Consider the following 15818-nt stretch of genomic DNA (forward strand, 5'->3'; position numbering starts at 1 on the left):
CAATCAAAAATGAATGTTATAATAAGAGAGTAGAAAATTTCACAATGGGGAGAGAAACGATGGAACAACAAAATGCAATTTCGACTCATCAAAAATTACCCATTGGAAAGTTGCTGAAGAGAATCTTCTTTATTCTCGTCGGTGCTTCCCTTGTATCGGTAGCTTTGGAGATTTTCCTCGTGCCGAACAAGATCATCGACGGAGGAATTGTAGGTATCTCCATCATTGCCTCGCATCTCACTTCTCTTTCTCTTGGCATTTTCCTGTTCTTGCTTAATCTGCCTTTTCTCATAATCGGATATAAGCAAATCGGAAAGACGTTCGCTATTTCCACGCTGTTTGGGGTCAGTGTCATGTCCGTGGGTACGATGCTGTTGCACGAAGTCCCTGGCTTGACGGATGATCCGCTATTGGCAGCCGTGTTTGGCGGCATTATTTTGGGAATTGGCGTAGGGCTCGTCCTGCGTTACGGCGGCTCTCTGGATGGTACGGAAATCATTGCGGTACTGTTTAACAAAAAGTCTCCGTTCTCCGTTGGTGAGATCGTCATGTTTATCAACCTATTCATTTTGAGCAGTGCCGGATTCGTATTCGGTTGGGATCGCGCGATGTACTCGCTGATCGCCTATTACATTGCTTTCAAAATGATCGATCTGACCATCGAAGGCTTCCAGGAATCCAAGTCGGTCTGGATTATTAGCGACAATCACAAGGCATTGGGAGACGCCATCGTTGCCCGTCTGGGACGCGGTGTCACCTATTTGAAAGGTGAGGGTGGCTACACCGGCGATGACAAGAAAGTCATTTTCTGCATCATCACCCGTCTGGAAGAGGCCAAGCTGAAGCTGATCGTGGAAGAAATCGACCCGAGTGCCTTCCTCGCAGTCGGCAACATCCACGACGTGCGCGGCGGACAATTCAAGAAAAACGCCATTCACTAGGCAAATAAAAAAGGTGTCGTCTGCACGGGCAGCGGCACCTTTTTTGTATTCGCGCTCCGACTTAGAACAGCTCACTGTCCGGCTGGCTGGCACGGAAAGGTCATGACAACCTCCGTTCCTTTTCCCGGCTGGCTTTTGACGTCGATTTGCCCTCCGTGCGCGATGACGAGCTGCTTCGCAATCGCCATTCCCAATCCTGTCCCGCTCGTGTCCTCCTCGGTATGGCCTCCGCGGTAATAGCGCTCGAACAAGTTTGCCAACGTTTTTTCATCCATCCCCGGGCCGTTGTCCGCAATCCGGACAACAAAGCTGTCTGGTGCTGCGAGGCTAACCTCTACGCGCACAGCCGTCCCTTTCGGCGTATGCCGGATCGCATTCGTCAAAATGTTGATGATGATTCGCGAAAACCATTTCGGATCGACCATCGCGACTATTTTTTCCTCGCGCGCCTCAAACCCGATATCGTGCCCGGCTGCGTCCGGCTCGTTGACCAGGTCAGCCGTAATGCGGCGGATCGCCTCCACGACCGGGACGGGTTCCTTGACCATGGACAGCGCGTGGTTTTTCAGGCGGTACGTCAGGTTCAAGTCTTCAATCAGGCCGTTCATGTAGTCTGCCTTTTCCCGGATCGTCCGGCCAAACTGGCTGACTTCCCCTCTGCCCCACTCGTACTGCTCCGACTCCAGCATCGTCGCATAGCCGAAAATCGAGCTGAGCGGCGTCTTCAGGTCGTGGGAAAGCCCGGATATCCATTCCTCGCGCGTCCTCTCCACGTCCTTTTGCCGTTCCTTATTCGCCTGCAGCGTATGGCTGAGCTTCGCCAGCGCGTCAAAAATGTCCTGAAAGACGGCAAACGACTTCTTGCGCTTCCCTTTTCGCGTCGTCCCGACACGCCGTCCGTTTTTTCCTGTCGGCTCTGCATAGCGCCCCTGCGCCAGATTGCCCAGCCAGTTCACCATGTGCAACAGCGGCTTCCCGATGCGCAGCGCATACCAACTGCCTGCGACCAGCACGGACACGATCAGAATAATCCCCACCTGCCAAAAAGTGTCCGCGATCATGCTGTCGACAGACTCTGCGGCAGCTCCGGGACGGTACCACGGATTCGCCACACCGACTACGTACGTAAGCCCGCTCTCCTTGTCGTAACGGCTGACGGTAAAGTCCGGAGTATTTCTGTTTTCGTTTTCCATCTGCAACAGTTGGATCAAGTCGAGTTGCTCGGCCATCTGTGGCGCGTTGTACTGTCCGCTGAGCCGCCCTTGCCGATCATAGACGGCGTACCACGCCTTTTCACGGGAAAAGCTCTGCGCCAACTCGGCCGGGACAGCCGCACCGTTGGCAGGCTTCGCTGCGAGCAGTTTTGCCATCAAGGCATTTTCCGGCGCGGGTGCTCCGTACAACACGATTGCTTTTTTGTTTGTGTTTGCCTCCGGCAGATCCACTACCCAATGCTTGACGTGGTAGAGAGCGCTCTCGTCATTTTGCGCCTGCGTGATCCACTCTCCAGGCTCGTACTCCTGCGGAACATTGTCCGGCGTGCGGTACGCGTACAGCAGCTTGCCGTTGCGGTCGATGATTTGCAGCCAGCCGTTGTGGCTGTCGACACTTTTTCGTACCCGGTCGTTGACGCTGACTTTTCCCTGCTCGTATTCAAGCTGCATTTGCAGGTCGGAAGCCACCAGGCGCGACAAGTCTGCCTCCATCTCCTCGTTCATCAGCCGAATGCCCAAAAGAACCAGCGACACGATCAGGCACAGGAGCAGCACCAGCAAAAAGCCGAAAAACTGGCGGACGTATTGCAGAATCAGTTTTTTGCGCAGGTTCATGCCTGTCTCCCTGGCGTCACCAGCTTGTAGCCCAACCCTCTTACAGTAAGCAAATACTTGGGCTGTCCCGGATTTTCCTCGATTCGCTGGCGGAGCTTGTGGATGTGCACCATCACTGTATTTTCATCAAACAATCCGTACTCGTCCTTCCAGACGTGATCGTATATTTGCTCTTTGGTGAACACGCGGTTTGGATGCTGGCAAAAAAACACGAGCAAGGAAAACACCTGCGCCGGGCAGTCCACCTGCTCGCCGCCTACGATCAGCTCGGCAGCATCCGCATTGACCTGGAAACGGCCGAAGTCGTAAATTTTTGGCTCCGGGGGTGCGGCAGGAGCGGCCATTCCCATTGTCCGGCGCAGGTGGGCCTTCATCCGGGCGACGACCTCAAGCGGGTGAAACGGCTTCGTAATATAATCGTCAGCCCCGTGGGCAAAGCCGCTCAGCTTGTCAAAATCCGTTCCTTTCGCCGTCAGGAAAAAAATCGGCGCCTTCGTGCGCTGGCGAACGGCGGAGCATAGCTCGAAGCCGTTTTTGTCCGGCAGCATCACATCGAGAATCAGCAAATCATAGCGGCGCTCCTCTACCAATCGCAACGCCTGCTCTGCTCGCGTGCACGTATCTATGTAAACGAAGCCTTCTTTTTGCAGCACCGTTTTCAGCATGTGCAAAATCGCTTCCTCGTCGTCTACCAGCAAGATTTTCGCTTCTTTTTCCACGTTCTCACTCCCTTTTTCTCCTTCATCATATCACGGGCGAGGGGCGGCTACGAAAAAGATAAGGTAATGGTAAGGTTGCGGTTTCGTACAGGAAAGATTCGTCGCTTATGCTGAAAGGGAAAGGAGCGATCACGCTTATGTGGGCTATTTGCAGGCACGAATATGTTCGATTGTTTAAAAGCATCAAGTCATTGATTACGATCGCCTTTATCGTCGGCGTATCGTATTGGGTTTCCGATCTGGTCAATCGGGCGGCGGCTTTTGTCCCGGCACAGGATCTGGCGCAGGGGCACGCCCTCGGTATTTTTACACTGATTATGCTCCTGGGGCCGCTGTTCGTATTCAGCTTGTCCCATGACGTCATCAACCGCGAGCTGGCGGGGCGGACGATGCGGTTTCTCGTCACGCGCACGTCCCGGAACCAGATTGTCCTCGGGAAATTTCTCGGGGTCGTCTGCTTCTGGCTGAGCTGTCTTGCGATTACGTTCGGCGTGGTGCTGGTCACTGTCCATACGTTTGACGGCAAAACCTTTTGGCAGTGCCTGTCGCTGCTCGTCTATTGCATCTCGCTGGCGCTCTTGCTCTCGCTTGTGGTCCCTCGGCCGAGCTACACAATGTTTCTCGGCATCGTCGCCGCGATGCTTCTGCCTGGACTCGGATTGTGGAGCACCTTCTCCGACCATCCGGCCGCTCAGTGGATCGCCTATTTGACCCCGTTTGTGTTTATGGAAAAAGGCGGCGCCTGGATCGGGTTTATCTGGCTCTATGCCGCTCTGTTTCTCGGCGCTTCCATGTACTTGTTCCAAAGGAGGGATTGTTGATGGCCGTCATTGAAACGCTGCAATTGAGCAAACGCTTCGGCGATCGCACCGTTGTCGATCAGGTGAGCTTATCCGTGCGAGGCGGAGAAATTTTCGGGTTTCTGGGGAGAAACGGGGCGGGGAAGTCTACGTTTATCAACATGCTGACGGGCATCATCCGCCCGAGCTCGGGCCGTATCCGGATGTTCGGCCACGATGTCCAGACGGAAGACTGGAAGCGACGCATTGGCGTGTTGCCCGATTATTCCACCTTTTACGACTCTCTGTCTGCTGCGGATCACCTGCGCTATTTCGCCCGCGTCAAAAAAGTTGGACTGACGCATGAGGACTGCATGCGCATCCTCGACGCCGTAGAGCTTGGCGAACACGCTGCGCGCAAAGCCAAAACGTTTTCCTTCGGGATGAAAAAGAAGCTGGGCATTGCCCAGGCAATGGTCGGCGACCCGGAGATTTTGTTCCTCGACGAGCCGACCTCCGGCGTTGACGTCGAGTCAGCCCTGCACATTCAGGAGCTGCTGTTGCGCTTGCATCAGCAAGGCAAAACGATTTTCATGACCTCGCACAACTTGCACGAGGTAGAGAAAATTTGCACCCGCATCGCGATTATGAAAAGCGGCAAGATCGCTTCAGAAGGCAGCCTCACCGAACTGCAGGCCGCCCAGCAAGCCTGGCGGCAGGTCCAAGTGCGCCACTCCGCCTTTTCCGCAGAAGAACAAGCCGCGCTGCGCGCCTTTGTCGAGTCGCTGGGCCGCAACATCCGTTGGGGAGAAGGCCGCTTCCAGCTTCAGGTAGATGAGGAGCAAAAGGTGGCCGCATTGGTGCGCGCCCTCGTGCAAGCGCGTGTGGACATTTACGGCGTGAACGTCGATGTGCCCTCTCTGGAAAAAATATTTATGCAGGAGGATGGGGATGTCTAGTGGAGTTTTTACGCTGATTCTGGCGACAGTGTTGGCGTATCGGCTGATATTTGGAAATGGCGAGTGGACTGTTTCGATGTATATCGTCTGCGGGCTGCTCGCGGTCAATCTGGCCTGGGCGGCAAAGCGGTGGAGCGAGCGGAAAGCTGCGCGGCGAGGGGAATAGAAAAAGACAGCTCTTGACCCGGCTGTAGCGAAAACACGCGCAAGCTGCGGTTGGCAGGGTGGCGATTTCGTTGGCGGAGGGAAAGAGCTGTCTTTTTGGGGGAGGTTGTTGATGGGGGGTGTAAATGCTGGCTACGAGTGAGTATAGCTACTGTTGTGGCCGTCGATCTGTCGTAAGTTTTACTACAGGCTACTGCTGCAGCCCGTCGCTGCTGTCGCAAGTTTACTACTGGCTACTGCTGTGGCTGGCGCTGCTGGCACAAGTTTACTACTGGCTACTGCTGCGGTCCGACGCTACTGTCACAACTCCACACTACAAATACGCTGGCAACTGCTCCAGCCGTTCGATAACGGCCAGCGGCTGATGAGCAGAAGTGGCCTTTTTCCCACGTGGATTCAGCCAGACAGCGGAAAACCCCGCATCAATAGCTCCTGCCACATCCCCTTCCCATGTATCGCCAACAAACAGCACCTCGCTGCTCGCCACGCCGAATCGCTCTTGCGCCGCCGCATAAATCCGCGGGTCCGGCTTATGGTAGCCGAGCAGCTCGGAAATCACCACCCGCTCTTGCGGGAAGTAAGCAGACAGCCCCAAACGCTCCAGCTTGATAAACGCCATGTCTACCGGACCATTGGTGACGATGCCAAGCTTATGCTCCTCTGCCAGCTTCGCGATGACAGCCTGCACAGCCGGATCAGGCTGGACGGCCTCGAGGCAAGCCGCCTGGTAAGTCCGCTGGAAATCGTCAGCCTCTTCTACTGCAATCGTGCGGTTGAAGTCGGCCATGGCCCTCTGCAGGCGCAACTGGCGATACTGCGTAAAATCGTACTTTTTCGCTATAACATCCACCCACAGATCGTCTCCGTGGCGGCGCAACGCCGCAAGCAGCTCCGCGCCGTCCAGGTCAGTCGTGAGTGCATGTGTGGCAATCGTCTGCTGCATCCCTTTTTCCCAGCAAGCAGAAAAATCAAACAGCGTATCGTCGAGATCAAACAATATCGTGCTGAATCGAGACAAGATGGTCACTTCCTCTTCCCTGTTTTCCTCCATTTTTCCTCTAAAAAATATCTGCGTGAGCCGCTGTCTTTTGCTAAGATCATTGTAACGGATTATCGGCGTCACCATAACAATTTTGGCACATTTTACGAAAAAGGAGGCTGACGGTATGTCAGAAGAAAAAATCGACCAACTGCTGGAAGGAATGAATGAGCTTCGTTTGGTTACGCGCGCCATTTTGGACAGGCAGGACGAGACAGACGCCAAGCTGGAAGCTTTAACGATGGAGGTGCATCAGCTTAAAGGTGAGGTCGCTGAGCTGAAGCATGATGTAGCTGTGCTCAAGCAGGACGTGGCTGAGTTGAAGCATGATGTAGCTGTGCTCAAGCAGGACGTGGCTGAGTTGAAGCATGATGTAGCTGTGCTCAAACAGGACGTGGCTGAGTTGAAGCATGAGGTGGCCGTACTCAAGCAGGATGTTGCCGAGTTAAAGCAAGATGTCAACGTGCTCAAACAGGACGTGGCTGAACTAAAACAAGACGTCGCCCTGCTCAAACAGGACATGGCAGATGTCAAAGACGGCCAGGACCGCCACGAACGCGTGCTGGAAACGCTTGCCCTGCGTGCGCTGGAGTGGAATGCGTTTCGCCTCGACCAACTGCGCAAGTAAGCGTGCAGGCAAGGCAGGAGGCAAGTGACCATCGTCCATTGCCCCCATTGCATCGAAGGTTATGTGGCTGCCAGCTCTTTTTCCAACGCGGCTTTCAATTCATCCGGCAGCGCGACCGACCGTCTCGTGTTCGCATCGATCATGACCATTGTGACATCGGCGTCTGCGGCCAGCACGTCCTCGCTGTTGTACAGCTCATGGCGAATCACGAAGCTTTTTTCTCCAACCCGCAGCGCAGTCGTAAGCGCGTACACCTCTTCGCGCATATGCAGCTCTTTTCGATAGTTGATATTGATATTGACAACCACAGGCATTACGGCCCGCCGCTTCAATTCATCGAGCGTAAATCCCAGTTGCCAGATCCAGTCAAACCTCGCCCACTCCATGTACTCCAAATATTTGGCATTGTTCACATGACCGATGACATCAATATCCGTAGATTGCACGGTAAACGCAAAGCGATGGGCCATCTCTCTCACTCCTTGGACTGTTTCTTCCAGTATAACGAATATCGGTAACTGAGTGAATATTCATTCAAAATATTCCGAACGATTCTGCTGGTCTTTCCCTCTGTTTCTCCTATAATAAAAGAAAAGAACAAGCGATCTGGAAAGGATGGTTGGATGTTTGAGCAGGAACTGCTGCCTTCGCTGCAAACGGCCCGCTCCCGTTACATGGACGCGCTGGCCAATCTGCAGGCTGACGAGCTTCCCTTAAAGCTCGCCCCGGGCTCTAATTCCATCGGCTTTTTGATTCGCCATATCGCCGAAGTCGAGTATCGGTTCTGTCTGATGTTTTTTCAGCGTCCACTCCCTTCCGACGTCTAGTTGAGCACCATCGGCCCGGTCAAAGACGAAGGGAACTTCACCGATCTGGCGGCGCTTCTCGCCATCTGTGAAGCCTCGTACCGCCATCTGGTCGACTCTCTCGCTACGCTGCCGCCCGAAGCATGGGATGTTCCGTGCGAAGCTCCAATCGGCATCCTGACTCCCCGTCAGGCACTCGGACGCCTGATCTACCACATGGGCTATCACGGCGGACAGATCGGGCTGATTCGCAAATACGGAGGGACCAAATGACACTGAAGCTCACCGGGGAAAGGCTCGCCATCCGCGAATTGCAGCGCGCAGAGCTGCCGTTTGTGCTGGAGGTGTACAACAGCAACCCCGGGTACAACCTGCTGCGCCACAACGTCAGCACCATGACTCTCAGCGAGCTGGAAGCGGAGTACGATTCGACACTTGCCATTCCCCAGGGATATTGGCTGCTTTTGGCCGTAGAAGGGACACCCGTTGGCGTGATGCACGTCGTCCTCGCAAGCGATAGCGAGCCGAAAAGCTGGATCAGCCTGCTCGTCTTGCACGCTTCCTGGCAGAAAAAAGGACTGGGTAAAGAAGCGGTGAAGCTGTTCGAGAGCTTCTGCGCCGTACACGGCACCCGGCACATCCATCATGGAGTCATCGCGCATAATGAGTCCGCTCTGCGCTTTTGGGGCAGGCTCGACTACGAACAGTATCGCCAGGTGGAAGCGCCCGTTGGACTGCTGACGCAGCCAGTGCTTTTGGTCGCAAAATGGCTTGACTCCCCATCTGAGCCATAAGGAGGTGAACCGCAATGAAGCGTCGCCTGTTCGAATGTGATGTACCTGTCCTCGCCTAGTCGGTGAGGAAGCGGTTTTTCTAACGGCCTCCCGGCTAACAAGCCTGACTGTACCATTCAGATTCATTCCGGGAGGGACTATTCATGTCGCATTCACAATGGAAGCAATCGTTACTCGGCGCCATTTGCCTGACTCTCGCTGCCGCAATTTGGGGTGGCGTCTACGTCGTGAGCAAAGTCGTGCTGGACGTCATTCCGCCGTTTACGCTTTTGATCTTGCGCTTCGGCATCGCGCTGATCGTTTTGGGGGCTTTCGCTCTCGCTCGCAGAGAAACCGTCCTGAAAAAAGATTATCCGCTGCTGATGACCATTGCCTTTGTCGGGGTCACCATCTCAATCGCGGCGCAATTTCTCGGCACGAAGCTCTCGACCGCGCATATGGGCGCGCTGATTACTTCCGCTTCCCCTGCTTTTATCGCCATTTTCGCGGTTTGGCTGCTCAAAGAGAAAATCCACTTCAAGCAGGCAACAGGCATTTTGCTTGCAACCGTGGGCGTCATCATCGTCATCGGCGTGCCGGACCAGGCGGACGCCCAGTCGTCTCTGACAGGCAACCTGATTCTGCTCGTGGCAGCGGTAAGCTGGGGGCTTTACACCGTCCTCAGCAAAAAAGCGACGCAGCGTTATTCCTCTCTGCTCGTCACAACGTACGTGGCCTTGTTTGGTCTCGTCTTCACCAGCCCTGTCATGGTCTGGGAACTGTCTGTCACGCCTGTCTCCTGGCAGTTTGGCTGGGAGATTTGGGCCGGTGTGCTGTACATCGGACTCATCTCGACAGCCGGGGCGTTTTACCTGTGGAACAAAGGCTTCGAACTGATGCAGGCGGGCAGTGGGGCAGGTTTCTTCTTCGTCCAGCCGATCGTCGGCGCATTTCTGGGCTGGCTTCTGCTGCACGAGCACCTGGGCGTCAGCTTTTTCGTCGGAGCGGCCTTTATTTTTCTCGGCGTAGCCCTGTCGAATCTGCACAAGCGCGAATCGTCGGAAAGCAATTGACGTTTTCAGACGGGTAAGACCGTTACGAGCTTGAGTAAACATGGCTTCATCCATTTTTACGCGAAGCCCTTCGCCCCCCTTGTCCCTACACAGCGCGAACGAACGTTTACAAACTCGTATCGCCTACTCGAAAAAAGGACAGCAGACTTCCTGCTGTCCTTCTCTATATGCCACTATCTAGCCCACCACTACGGACAAAAAGTCTGCGTCACCCGCGGCCTTTCCCCGGTCATGTCGATCTCGGCGCGCGCTCCGTTTACAAACGTCATCTGCGGAGGCACATGCCCACAGTCGATGTCGTACAGGATCGGTACCCGCAGCTCTGCGGCCAGCTCCTGATATACATCTTCTGCTGTATAGCCGTCTACGGGTTGATTCGCTGCGCTGCGCCCAAACATGATCCCGACGCAATGCTCGAACCAGCCTGCCAACTTCATCTGTACAAGCGACCTGCGCAAATCGGCAGTCGACAGCTCGCAATTTTCCAGGTACCAGACGATCGGTTCGTTCTGAATCCGCTCTCGTTGAAACCGCCGGACATCTCCGTAAGGCGTCCCGACGACGTGGCGGATGACGTCAATGCAGCCGCCAAGCAGCCGTCCTGTCAGTTTTAGCGGTGCGGCTTCAGTCGATTTCCAGCGGGTCGGCTCTGTGAGGTGAAAAACAACCGGAGTGGGCTTGTCATGCTGCCATTGCGCCTGGTAGAGAGCCGATGCCTCCTGCACAACCTGCTCGCCTGCCCCAGTCGAAAGCACCGCCTCCCACTTGGCTGTCGTCTCATCCATGGACGTTCCGCGCAAATCGATCAGATTGGCTCCGTGCGCGGTTGCCAGGCCCGTTTTCAGTGTAATGACAAAAAGCAGCAGGCTGACATCGGAGTAGCCGAGCACCCATTTGGCAGGCAAGGCTTCGAAATCAAGGTACTCAAGAATTTCAATCAGCAGCTCGCCGCCCCACGGCGGGATAATCAGATCAATGCTGTCGTCGCGGAGCAATGCGTTAAACTCGGCCGCACGGACTTTTGCCTCCGCAGACTTGGCTTTTTGCTGCGTCCAGGCTGTGTCCTTGCACACGGTCTGGTAGCCGCGCTCCTCCATCCGCCTGCAGGCGAGCTTGAGCAGCTCATGCAATTCGCCCGGCACCCCTGAGGACGGAGCAGTAACCCCGATCGTACTTCCTTTTTTCAAAGACGGATATGTAATCACGACAGTTTCCTCCCGCCAAACCGTTTTTTGTCTTGCTTGTCAGCCGCGCTATTGCAAAAGCGCATTGCTCGATGAGAAGCCAGAGAGTAGGCATGGGCCTACGCCAACATCACTTGAGCTTGCGTTGCCTGACTTGGGCTTGCGTAACCTTACTTGGACTCACGTTGCCTGACTCGGGCTTGCGTAACCTGACAGGCGCTTACGTTGCCTGACTTGGGCTAGCGTAGCCTGACTAGAGCTTGTGGGCCTGCGAAACATGACATGACCCGCCAAACATAACCCGGGCAACGTAGCAAAACCCGGCCTTCCCCAACATTCCATGCATTTGAAACCGAAAATCACGAAGCTTACATCCCATGCGCTCACAGCACCAACGCATTCCCCGCCCCCTGTTGAAAACTACCCCCACTTTACAATAAATTCAACAAAAATTCCAATTGCAACATCTTTTCACACAAACGCCCCGATCAGAAAAAAGCAAAAAAAAGACGGCCTATAGCCGCCAAATATATATAAAACGGGAGGGAAGTAGAGGAGTTTCAACAAACGTTAACAAACGTGTTTCCAGTTGGCGAATCGTTACTGCTTGCTCGCGTCAGTCGAAGTCGACTGATCGGCAGATCCGCTGTTTTCCGTTCCAGTCGAACCAGTTGTGCCAGACGATGCGTCAGACTTGCTGTCTGAACTGCTGTCACTGGCTGGTGCATCAGCGCTTGCCGGGGCATCAGAAGAGGTGCCTGTGCTGTCCGAACCGCCTGTGGTCGTATCGGAGCTGTTTGCCGATGCATCTGGCGTCGATTGATCTTGCGAAACCGAGCTGTCGGTTGATTGTCCATTATCAGAAGAAGCCGGTGTCGTTTGGCTTGTGCCCTCTTGCTGCGTCGCTGGTTCAGGCGTCCCTGTTGTGCTGGAGCAGGCTACCAGGCTTCCAGACAGGAGCAATGCGACAGTTGCAATGGAAAACCATTTTTTATTCATGTTCATTCTCCTTTCATCCTTGGCTTTCGTGACCTTCTCGCCGTCACAAGTACATCGTAACGGGCAAAGATAACCATTCTGTAAGGAGAATAGGAGAATTTCATGATCCAATTATGAAAAAAGTATGACCATGACGCCAGCCAAGCTTTGGGTCATGACGATTGTTTCGCGGGCGGCGCCGTCATTTTCGGCAGCAGGATGGTAAATGTGCTTCCTTGTCCCGGCACGCTTTCCACGCTGCACTTGCCATCGTGCAGCTCGACCAACTCTTTGACGATGGCAAGGCCAAGACCTGTGCCTTTGTTGTTTTTCGAGCGGCCGCGATCCACCTTGAAAAACCGCTCCCAAATCCGGTTCAGATCGTCTGCGCCAATGCCCATGCCCGTATCCTGCACCTGGATGCACACCCATGGGTCCTGCAGTTTGGCCGTCATCCGGATTTCGCCCGCTGCCGTGAACTTGAGCGCATTTTTTACCAGGTTTTTCAAAATTTGCGCCACCCGATCCTTGTCCGCATAAATGCGCGGCAGTTCCTCTTCGACCTCGACTGTGAGCTGAAGCCCTTTTTCCTCCGCCTCCTGGCGGAAGGAAAAAGCGACCCGATTCATCACCTCTGCGACATCGACAGGGAACTTCGCGAGATTGACCTCGTTGTTTTCCAGCTTCATCAAATCCATCAGGTCATCGACCAGCCGATTGACCTGCATCGTCTCCGAATACATGACGGCGTAATATTTTTGCCGGGCCTCTTCGTCCTCTACCAGCCCGTCCTGCAGCGCCTCCAAAAAGCCTTGTATCGCTGTGAGCGGCGTGCGCAGCTCGTGGGACACATTGGCGAGAAAATCGTTGCGCACCTGCTCCAGATGGTGCCGTTCCTGCTCCACCTTTTCCAGCTTTTCTGCCATCGTGTTGATCGTCTGCGCCAAATCGGCAATTTCATCGTGCGTGTCTACCTGGACACGCTCCGCGTAGTTGCCCCTGCCGATCTCCGCCGCCGTCCGCTCGATCGTGCGCAGCGGCCGCGAGATCGACCAGGACAGGTAAGAAACCATCGCGGTAGACAGCACAACGCCAAACAGCGTCGCCCACAAAATCGACTCGCGCATTTGTCCGAATGTTTTTTCGATCCCTTCGATGGGAGCGTGCAGGATGATTCCTCCGTACACATTTTCGCCCTCGCCCCATGGAACGGAAACCGAGAGCATCGGGTCTTCCAGCCCTTCGATTTTCAGCTCGGAAATCGCATTTTTGCCTTTTAGCACGTTGTCGGCAATCGAAACTGCCACCGACTTTCCGGTGAACACCTCGTCCTTCATGGAGGTCGCGACAATTTTTCCTTCTTTATTGAACAGCCAGATTCGCGTGTCGAACGACTCATCGAGCATCGCCAGCTTGTCCAGGAGCGCCTTGTTCACTTTATTGCTGTTGTGAATCGCGACGTTGACCTTCTTCGCCATCCGCAACAGCTCTTCTTCCTTGGAGTTGTAAATATACTCCCGTGCGAAAAACGACAGCAAAATGCCGGAAATGCCCAGACCGACCAGAACAGTCGCCAAAAAGCTGAACAGCAGGCGGCGGAAAATGCTTTTGGAAGTACCGAGCATCAGGATTCCACCCCAAACTTGTAGCCGATCCCCCATACCGTGTGGATGCACTCGTAAGGAAGCTTATCCAGGCGTTGTCTGATCTTTTTGATATGAACATCAATCGTCCGGACATCTCCGAAGTAGTCGAATCCCCATACCTGCTCCAGCAACTGCTCGCGCGACCAGACGCTGCCCGGCGATTTCACCAGTTGCACGAGCAAATCAAATTCCTTCGGGCGAAAGCTGACCTTTTCTCCCGCGACGATCACCTCGCGCTTGTCGAGATCGATCGTGAGCTGATCGAAGCTGAAAATGCGCGGCGCGTCTTCCTCCACCTTTGGCTTCGGCTGCAGGCGGCGCATGATCGCCCTGATTCGCGCTACCAGCTCGCGCGGGCTGAACGGCTTGGTTACATAGTCATCCGCTCCCAGCTCCAGGCCGAGCACGCGGTCAAATTCCTCATCTTTTGCGGTTAGCATAATAATCGGTGTATCCCATTTTTTGCGAATTTCCCGACAAGCCTCAAAGCCGTCCATTTGCGGCATCATTACATCGAGAATCAGCACATCCGGCTGTTCGGTCTCTACAAGAGCAAGAGCTTCCCGCCCATCCTTGGCGACGACAAGCTCAATCTGTTGTTTTTCAAAATAAAGGCGAATAATTTCGCGTACATTTGGATCGTCATCAGCAACGAGGACCTTCATCTGGGTCATGGCTAACAACCTCCCTTCCTTTGAACGGCATGGGAAAATAGTGCCGTTTTTGCGACGCTACAGCTTTTTCCCATGGTAACACAGATCGCAAAAGTTGTGGACGGATAGAAGTCCTAACTGGCAGGGAATAGCAGGAAGTCTGCAAGAAAAACACGCCAAAAAACGCGCCAAACCTCAAGCGAGGCGGCGCGTTTTTTCCTTGTTTTTATGAATCTGCCAATGTTACACCTTGCCGAGCTTTTGCTCCAGCACTTCCTGCTTTGCTTTTCGTTCAGGGCGCAAGCTGCCCCAGAGGAAGCCGAGCAACGCGCCAGCAATTGCCGGAAGCAGCCAGCCGATGCCTTCCTTGTGCAGCGGCAAATGGTCCAGGATCGGAGCGAGCGCTGCGATCTTGATGCCTGCCGTCGCGAGTCCATCCAGCAGGCTGATGACCGCCGTAGCGATGATAGCGCCGCGATAGACTGCGGAGTATCCTTTGAACCATTGATGGAAAAAGGACACGAGCATCAGCACGATCGCCAGCGGGTAAATCGCCATCAGCACCGGAACGGAAATGGCAATCAGTTGCGTAAGCCCTACGTTAGCGACAGCCGCACTGAACACGCTCAAAATCACCGCCATCATCTTGTAGGAAGCGCCCGGAATACGCTCGGAGAAAAAGCGGCTGCATGCGGTAACCAGACCGACAGAGGTCGTCAGGCAAGCGAGCGTGACCGCCCCGCCAAGCAGCAGCGTGCCGAGCGGACCAAACAGATGCAGGACTGCGCCAGTCAAAATTTGTCCGCCGTTAGCGGACTGTCCCAGCGAGTGGCTCGTTGCTCCCATATAGCCGAGCGCCAAATAGACAAGCCCCAGGCCGATTGCCGCAATCACCGCTGCCTTGATCGTCGACCAGGTCAGCTTTCTCGGATCGGTAATGCCTTTTTCCCGCACGGCGGCAGTCACGACGATCCCGAACACCATCGCGGCGAGCGCATCCAAGGTCAGGTAGCCTTCGACAAACCCTTTGAAAAACGCTGCGTGCTGGTAGTCGCCTGTCGGCGGTCCAACCTCGCCAATCGGCTGAGCCAGGGATGTGAAAAACATGACGCCGATAATGACAAGCAGGGCAGGAGTCAATACTTTGCCGATCCGGTCGACCAGCTTGCTCGGATTGAGCGCCAGCCAGAAAGTGAGGGCAAAGTAAACAATCGTTGTAACGAACAGAGGAAGCGAGCTGTCCTTCATCGTCTCAGACAAAAACGGCAGGACACCCATTTCATACGTAACGGTACCCGTGCGCGGAATCGCCATGAACGGCCCGATCGACAAGTACACGATAAACGTAAACACCGTGGCAAAAACGGGATGCACTCTCCCCGCCAACGTTTGCAAATTGCCGCCGCCCAACCCGACGGCGATGACGCCAAGAAGCGGCAAGCCTACGCCCGTGACGATAAAACCGAGCATCGCGATCCACACATTTTCACCCGCTGCCTGTCCCAGCGCTGGCGGGAAAATCATGTTTCCTGCTCCGAAGAACAGGGCAAAAAGCATAAGACCGACAGTAATGATTTCTCTCGTTGAAAGCTCTCTCATGTTGTCCCTCTCTATATTTATTATTTTAATAAAATTTCCATTAGTAT

16 protein-coding genes and 1 pseudogene are annotated in these 15818 nt (G+C 54.5%); 8 read left to right on the forward strand and 9 right to left on the reverse strand.

The window, feature by feature from the left end; all coding sequences use genetic code 11:
- Positions 1-59: 59 nt before the first annotated feature.
- Positions 60-941, forward strand: a complete 882-nt coding sequence (locus M655_RS22965; protein ID WP_005830053.1) for a YitT family protein — start codon at positions 60-62, stop codon at positions 939-941.
- A gap of 71 nt (positions 942-1012) precedes the next feature.
- Here M655_RS22965 and M655_RS22970 read toward each other — a convergent pair whose 3' ends face one another.
- Positions 1013-2770 carry a sensor histidine kinase gene (locus M655_RS22970; protein ID WP_026558237.1) on the reverse strand — a complete coding sequence of 586 codons (1758 nt, stop codon included), beginning with the start codon at positions 2768-2770 and terminating at the stop codon, positions 1013-1015.
- Complete coding sequence (locus M655_RS22975) at positions 2767-3489, reverse strand: response regulator transcription factor (protein WP_005830049.1); 723 nt, start codon at positions 3487-3489, stop codon at positions 2767-2769. Before M655_RS22975 ends, M655_RS22970 begins: the two co-directional genes overlap by 4 nt.
- Before the next feature lie 137 nt (positions 3490-3626).
- On the opposite strand from M655_RS22975, the gene M655_RS22980 reads away from it, so the two are divergent.
- From M655_RS22980 to M655_RS22990, 3 genes are read left to right on the forward strand one after another with little or no spacing between them, the layout of a single operon-like run.
- Positions 3627-4310, forward strand: coding sequence for an ABC transporter permease (locus tag M655_RS22980; protein WP_007779505.1), 684 nt, complete (start codon positions 3627-3629; stop codon positions 4308-4310).
- Positions 4310-5227, forward strand: a complete 918-nt coding sequence (locus tag M655_RS22985) for an ABC transporter ATP-binding protein (protein ID WP_005830045.1) — start codon at positions 4310-4312, stop codon at positions 5225-5227. Before M655_RS22980 ends, M655_RS22985 begins: the two co-directional genes overlap by 1 nt.
- The gene (locus M655_RS22990) at positions 5220-5393 is read left to right on the forward strand and encodes a hypothetical protein (RefSeq protein ID WP_007779499.1); all 174 of its coding nucleotides are present in this window, start codon (positions 5220-5222) and stop codon (positions 5391-5393) included. The genes M655_RS22985 and M655_RS22990 overlap by 8 nt, the downstream gene beginning before the upstream one ends.
- A gap of 312 nt (positions 5394-5705) precedes the next feature.
- On the opposite strand, the gene M655_RS22995 is transcribed toward M655_RS22990, so the two are convergent.
- Positions 5706-6410 carry an HAD family hydrolase gene (locus M655_RS22995; protein ID WP_026558236.1) on the reverse strand — a complete coding sequence of 235 codons (705 nt, stop codon included), beginning with the start codon at positions 6408-6410 and terminating at the stop codon, positions 5706-5708.
- Between the two features lie 148 nt (positions 6411-6558).
- On the opposite strand from M655_RS22995, the gene M655_RS23000 reads away from it, so the two are divergent.
- Entirely contained in the window at positions 6559-7059 is a 501-nt protein-coding gene (locus M655_RS23000; RefSeq protein ID WP_025845431.1) for a hypothetical protein, read from the forward strand.
- A gap of 59 nt (positions 7060-7118) precedes the next feature.
- On the opposite strand, the gene M655_RS23005 is transcribed toward M655_RS23000, so the two are convergent.
- Positions 7119-7529, reverse strand: a complete 411-nt coding sequence (locus M655_RS23005; protein WP_005830039.1) for an acyl-CoA thioesterase — start codon at positions 7527-7529, stop codon at positions 7119-7121.
- Positions 7530-7733: 204 nt separating this feature from the next.
- On the opposite strand from M655_RS23005, the pseudogene M655_RS23010 reads away from it, so the two are divergent.
- From M655_RS23010 to M655_RS23020, 3 genes and pseudogenes are all read left to right on the forward strand, one after another.
- Positions 7734-8138: pseudogene (locus tag M655_RS23010) on the forward strand (DinB family protein).
- A complete protein-coding gene (locus tag M655_RS23015; protein WP_026558235.1) occupies positions 8135-8659 on the forward strand; it encodes a GNAT family N-acetyltransferase in 525 nt (174 codons plus the stop codon). Before M655_RS23010 ends, M655_RS23015 begins: the two are co-directional and overlap by 4 nt.
- 143 nt (positions 8660-8802) lie before the next feature.
- Positions 8803-9711 carry a DMT family transporter gene (locus M655_RS23020; RefSeq protein WP_005830035.1) on the forward strand — a complete coding sequence of 303 codons (909 nt, stop codon included), beginning with the start codon at positions 8803-8805 and terminating at the stop codon, positions 9709-9711.
- Positions 9712-9899: 188 nt separating this feature from the next.
- On the opposite strand, the gene M655_RS23025 is transcribed toward M655_RS23020, so the two are convergent.
- From M655_RS23025 to brnQ, 5 genes are all read right to left on the reverse strand, one after another.
- Positions 9900-10916 (reverse strand): S66 family peptidase, encoded by a 1017-nt coding sequence (locus M655_RS23025; protein WP_025845425.1) that lies wholly within the window; start codon positions 10914-10916, stop codon positions 9900-9902.
- A 579-nt stretch (positions 10917-11495) separates the two neighbouring features.
- The gene (locus M655_RS23030) at positions 11496-11894 is read right to left on the reverse strand and encodes a hypothetical protein (protein ID WP_081414781.1); all 399 of its coding nucleotides are present in this window, start codon (positions 11892-11894) and stop codon (positions 11496-11498) included.
- Positions 11895-12046: 152 nt separating this feature from the next.
- Positions 12047-13498 carry a sensor histidine kinase gene (locus tag M655_RS23035; protein WP_007779486.1) on the reverse strand — a complete coding sequence of 484 codons (1452 nt, stop codon included), beginning with the start codon at positions 13496-13498 and terminating at the stop codon, positions 12047-12049.
- Positions 13498-14193, reverse strand: a complete 696-nt coding sequence (locus tag M655_RS23040; protein WP_005830029.1) for a response regulator transcription factor — start codon at positions 14191-14193, stop codon at positions 13498-13500. The genes M655_RS23035 and M655_RS23040 overlap by 1 nt, the downstream gene beginning before the upstream one ends.
- A gap of 222 nt (positions 14194-14415) precedes the next feature.
- Positions 14416-15771, reverse strand: a complete 1356-nt coding sequence (gene brnQ / locus M655_RS23045) for a branched-chain amino acid transport system II carrier protein (RefSeq protein WP_005830027.1) — start codon at positions 15769-15771, stop codon at positions 14416-14418.
- Between the last annotated feature and the right edge of the window lie 47 nt (positions 15772-15818).

It is taken from the genome of Brevibacillus sp. NSP2.1 (assembly GCF_000470975.2).
Taxonomy (GTDB): Bacteria; Bacillota; Bacilli; order Brevibacillales; family Brevibacillaceae; genus Brevibacillus; species Brevibacillus agri.

Coding starts and splice junctions, on each gene's coding strand:
- M655_RS22965 (WP_005830053.1), top strand. CDS start 60: ATGGAACAACAAAATGCAATTTCGACTCATCAAAAATTACCCATTGGA.
- M655_RS22970 (WP_026558237.1), bottom strand. CDS start 2,770: ATGAACCTGCGCAAAAAACTGATTCTGCAATACGTCCGCCAGTTTTTC.
- M655_RS22980 (WP_007779505.1), top strand. CDS start 3,627: ATGTGGGCTATTTGCAGGCACGAATATGTTCGATTGTTTAAAAGCATC.
- M655_RS22985 (WP_005830045.1), top strand. CDS start 4,310: ATGGCCGTCATTGAAACGCTGCAATTGAGCAAACGCTTCGGCGATCGC.
- M655_RS22990 (WP_007779499.1), top strand. CDS start 5,220: ATGTCTAGTGGAGTTTTTACGCTGATTCTGGCGACAGTGTTGGCGTAT.
- M655_RS23000 (WP_025845431.1), top strand. CDS start 6,559: ATGTCAGAAGAAAAAATCGACCAACTGCTGGAAGGAATGAATGAGCTT.
- M655_RS23005 (WP_005830039.1), bottom strand. CDS start 7,529: ATGGCCCATCGCTTTGCGTTTACCGTGCAATCTACGGATATTGATGTC.
- M655_RS23015 (WP_026558235.1), top strand. CDS start 8,135: ATGACACTGAAGCTCACCGGGGAAAGGCTCGCCATCCGCGAATTGCAG.
- M655_RS23020 (WP_005830035.1), top strand. CDS start 8,803: ATGTCGCATTCACAATGGAAGCAATCGTTACTCGGCGCCATTTGCCTG.
- M655_RS23030 (WP_081414781.1), bottom strand. CDS start 11,894: ATGAATAAAAAATGGTTTTCCATTGCAACTGTCGCATTGCTCCTGTCT.
- M655_RS23035 (WP_007779486.1), bottom strand. CDS start 13,498: ATGCTCGGTACTTCCAAAAGCATTTTCCGCCGCCTGCTGTTCAGCTTT.
- M655_RS23040 (WP_005830029.1), bottom strand. CDS start 14,193: ATGACCCAGATGAAGGTCCTCGTTGCTGATGACGATCCAAATGTACGC.
- brnQ (WP_005830027.1), bottom strand. CDS start 15,771: ATGAGAGAGCTTTCAACGAGAGAAATCATTACTGTCGGTCTTATGCTT.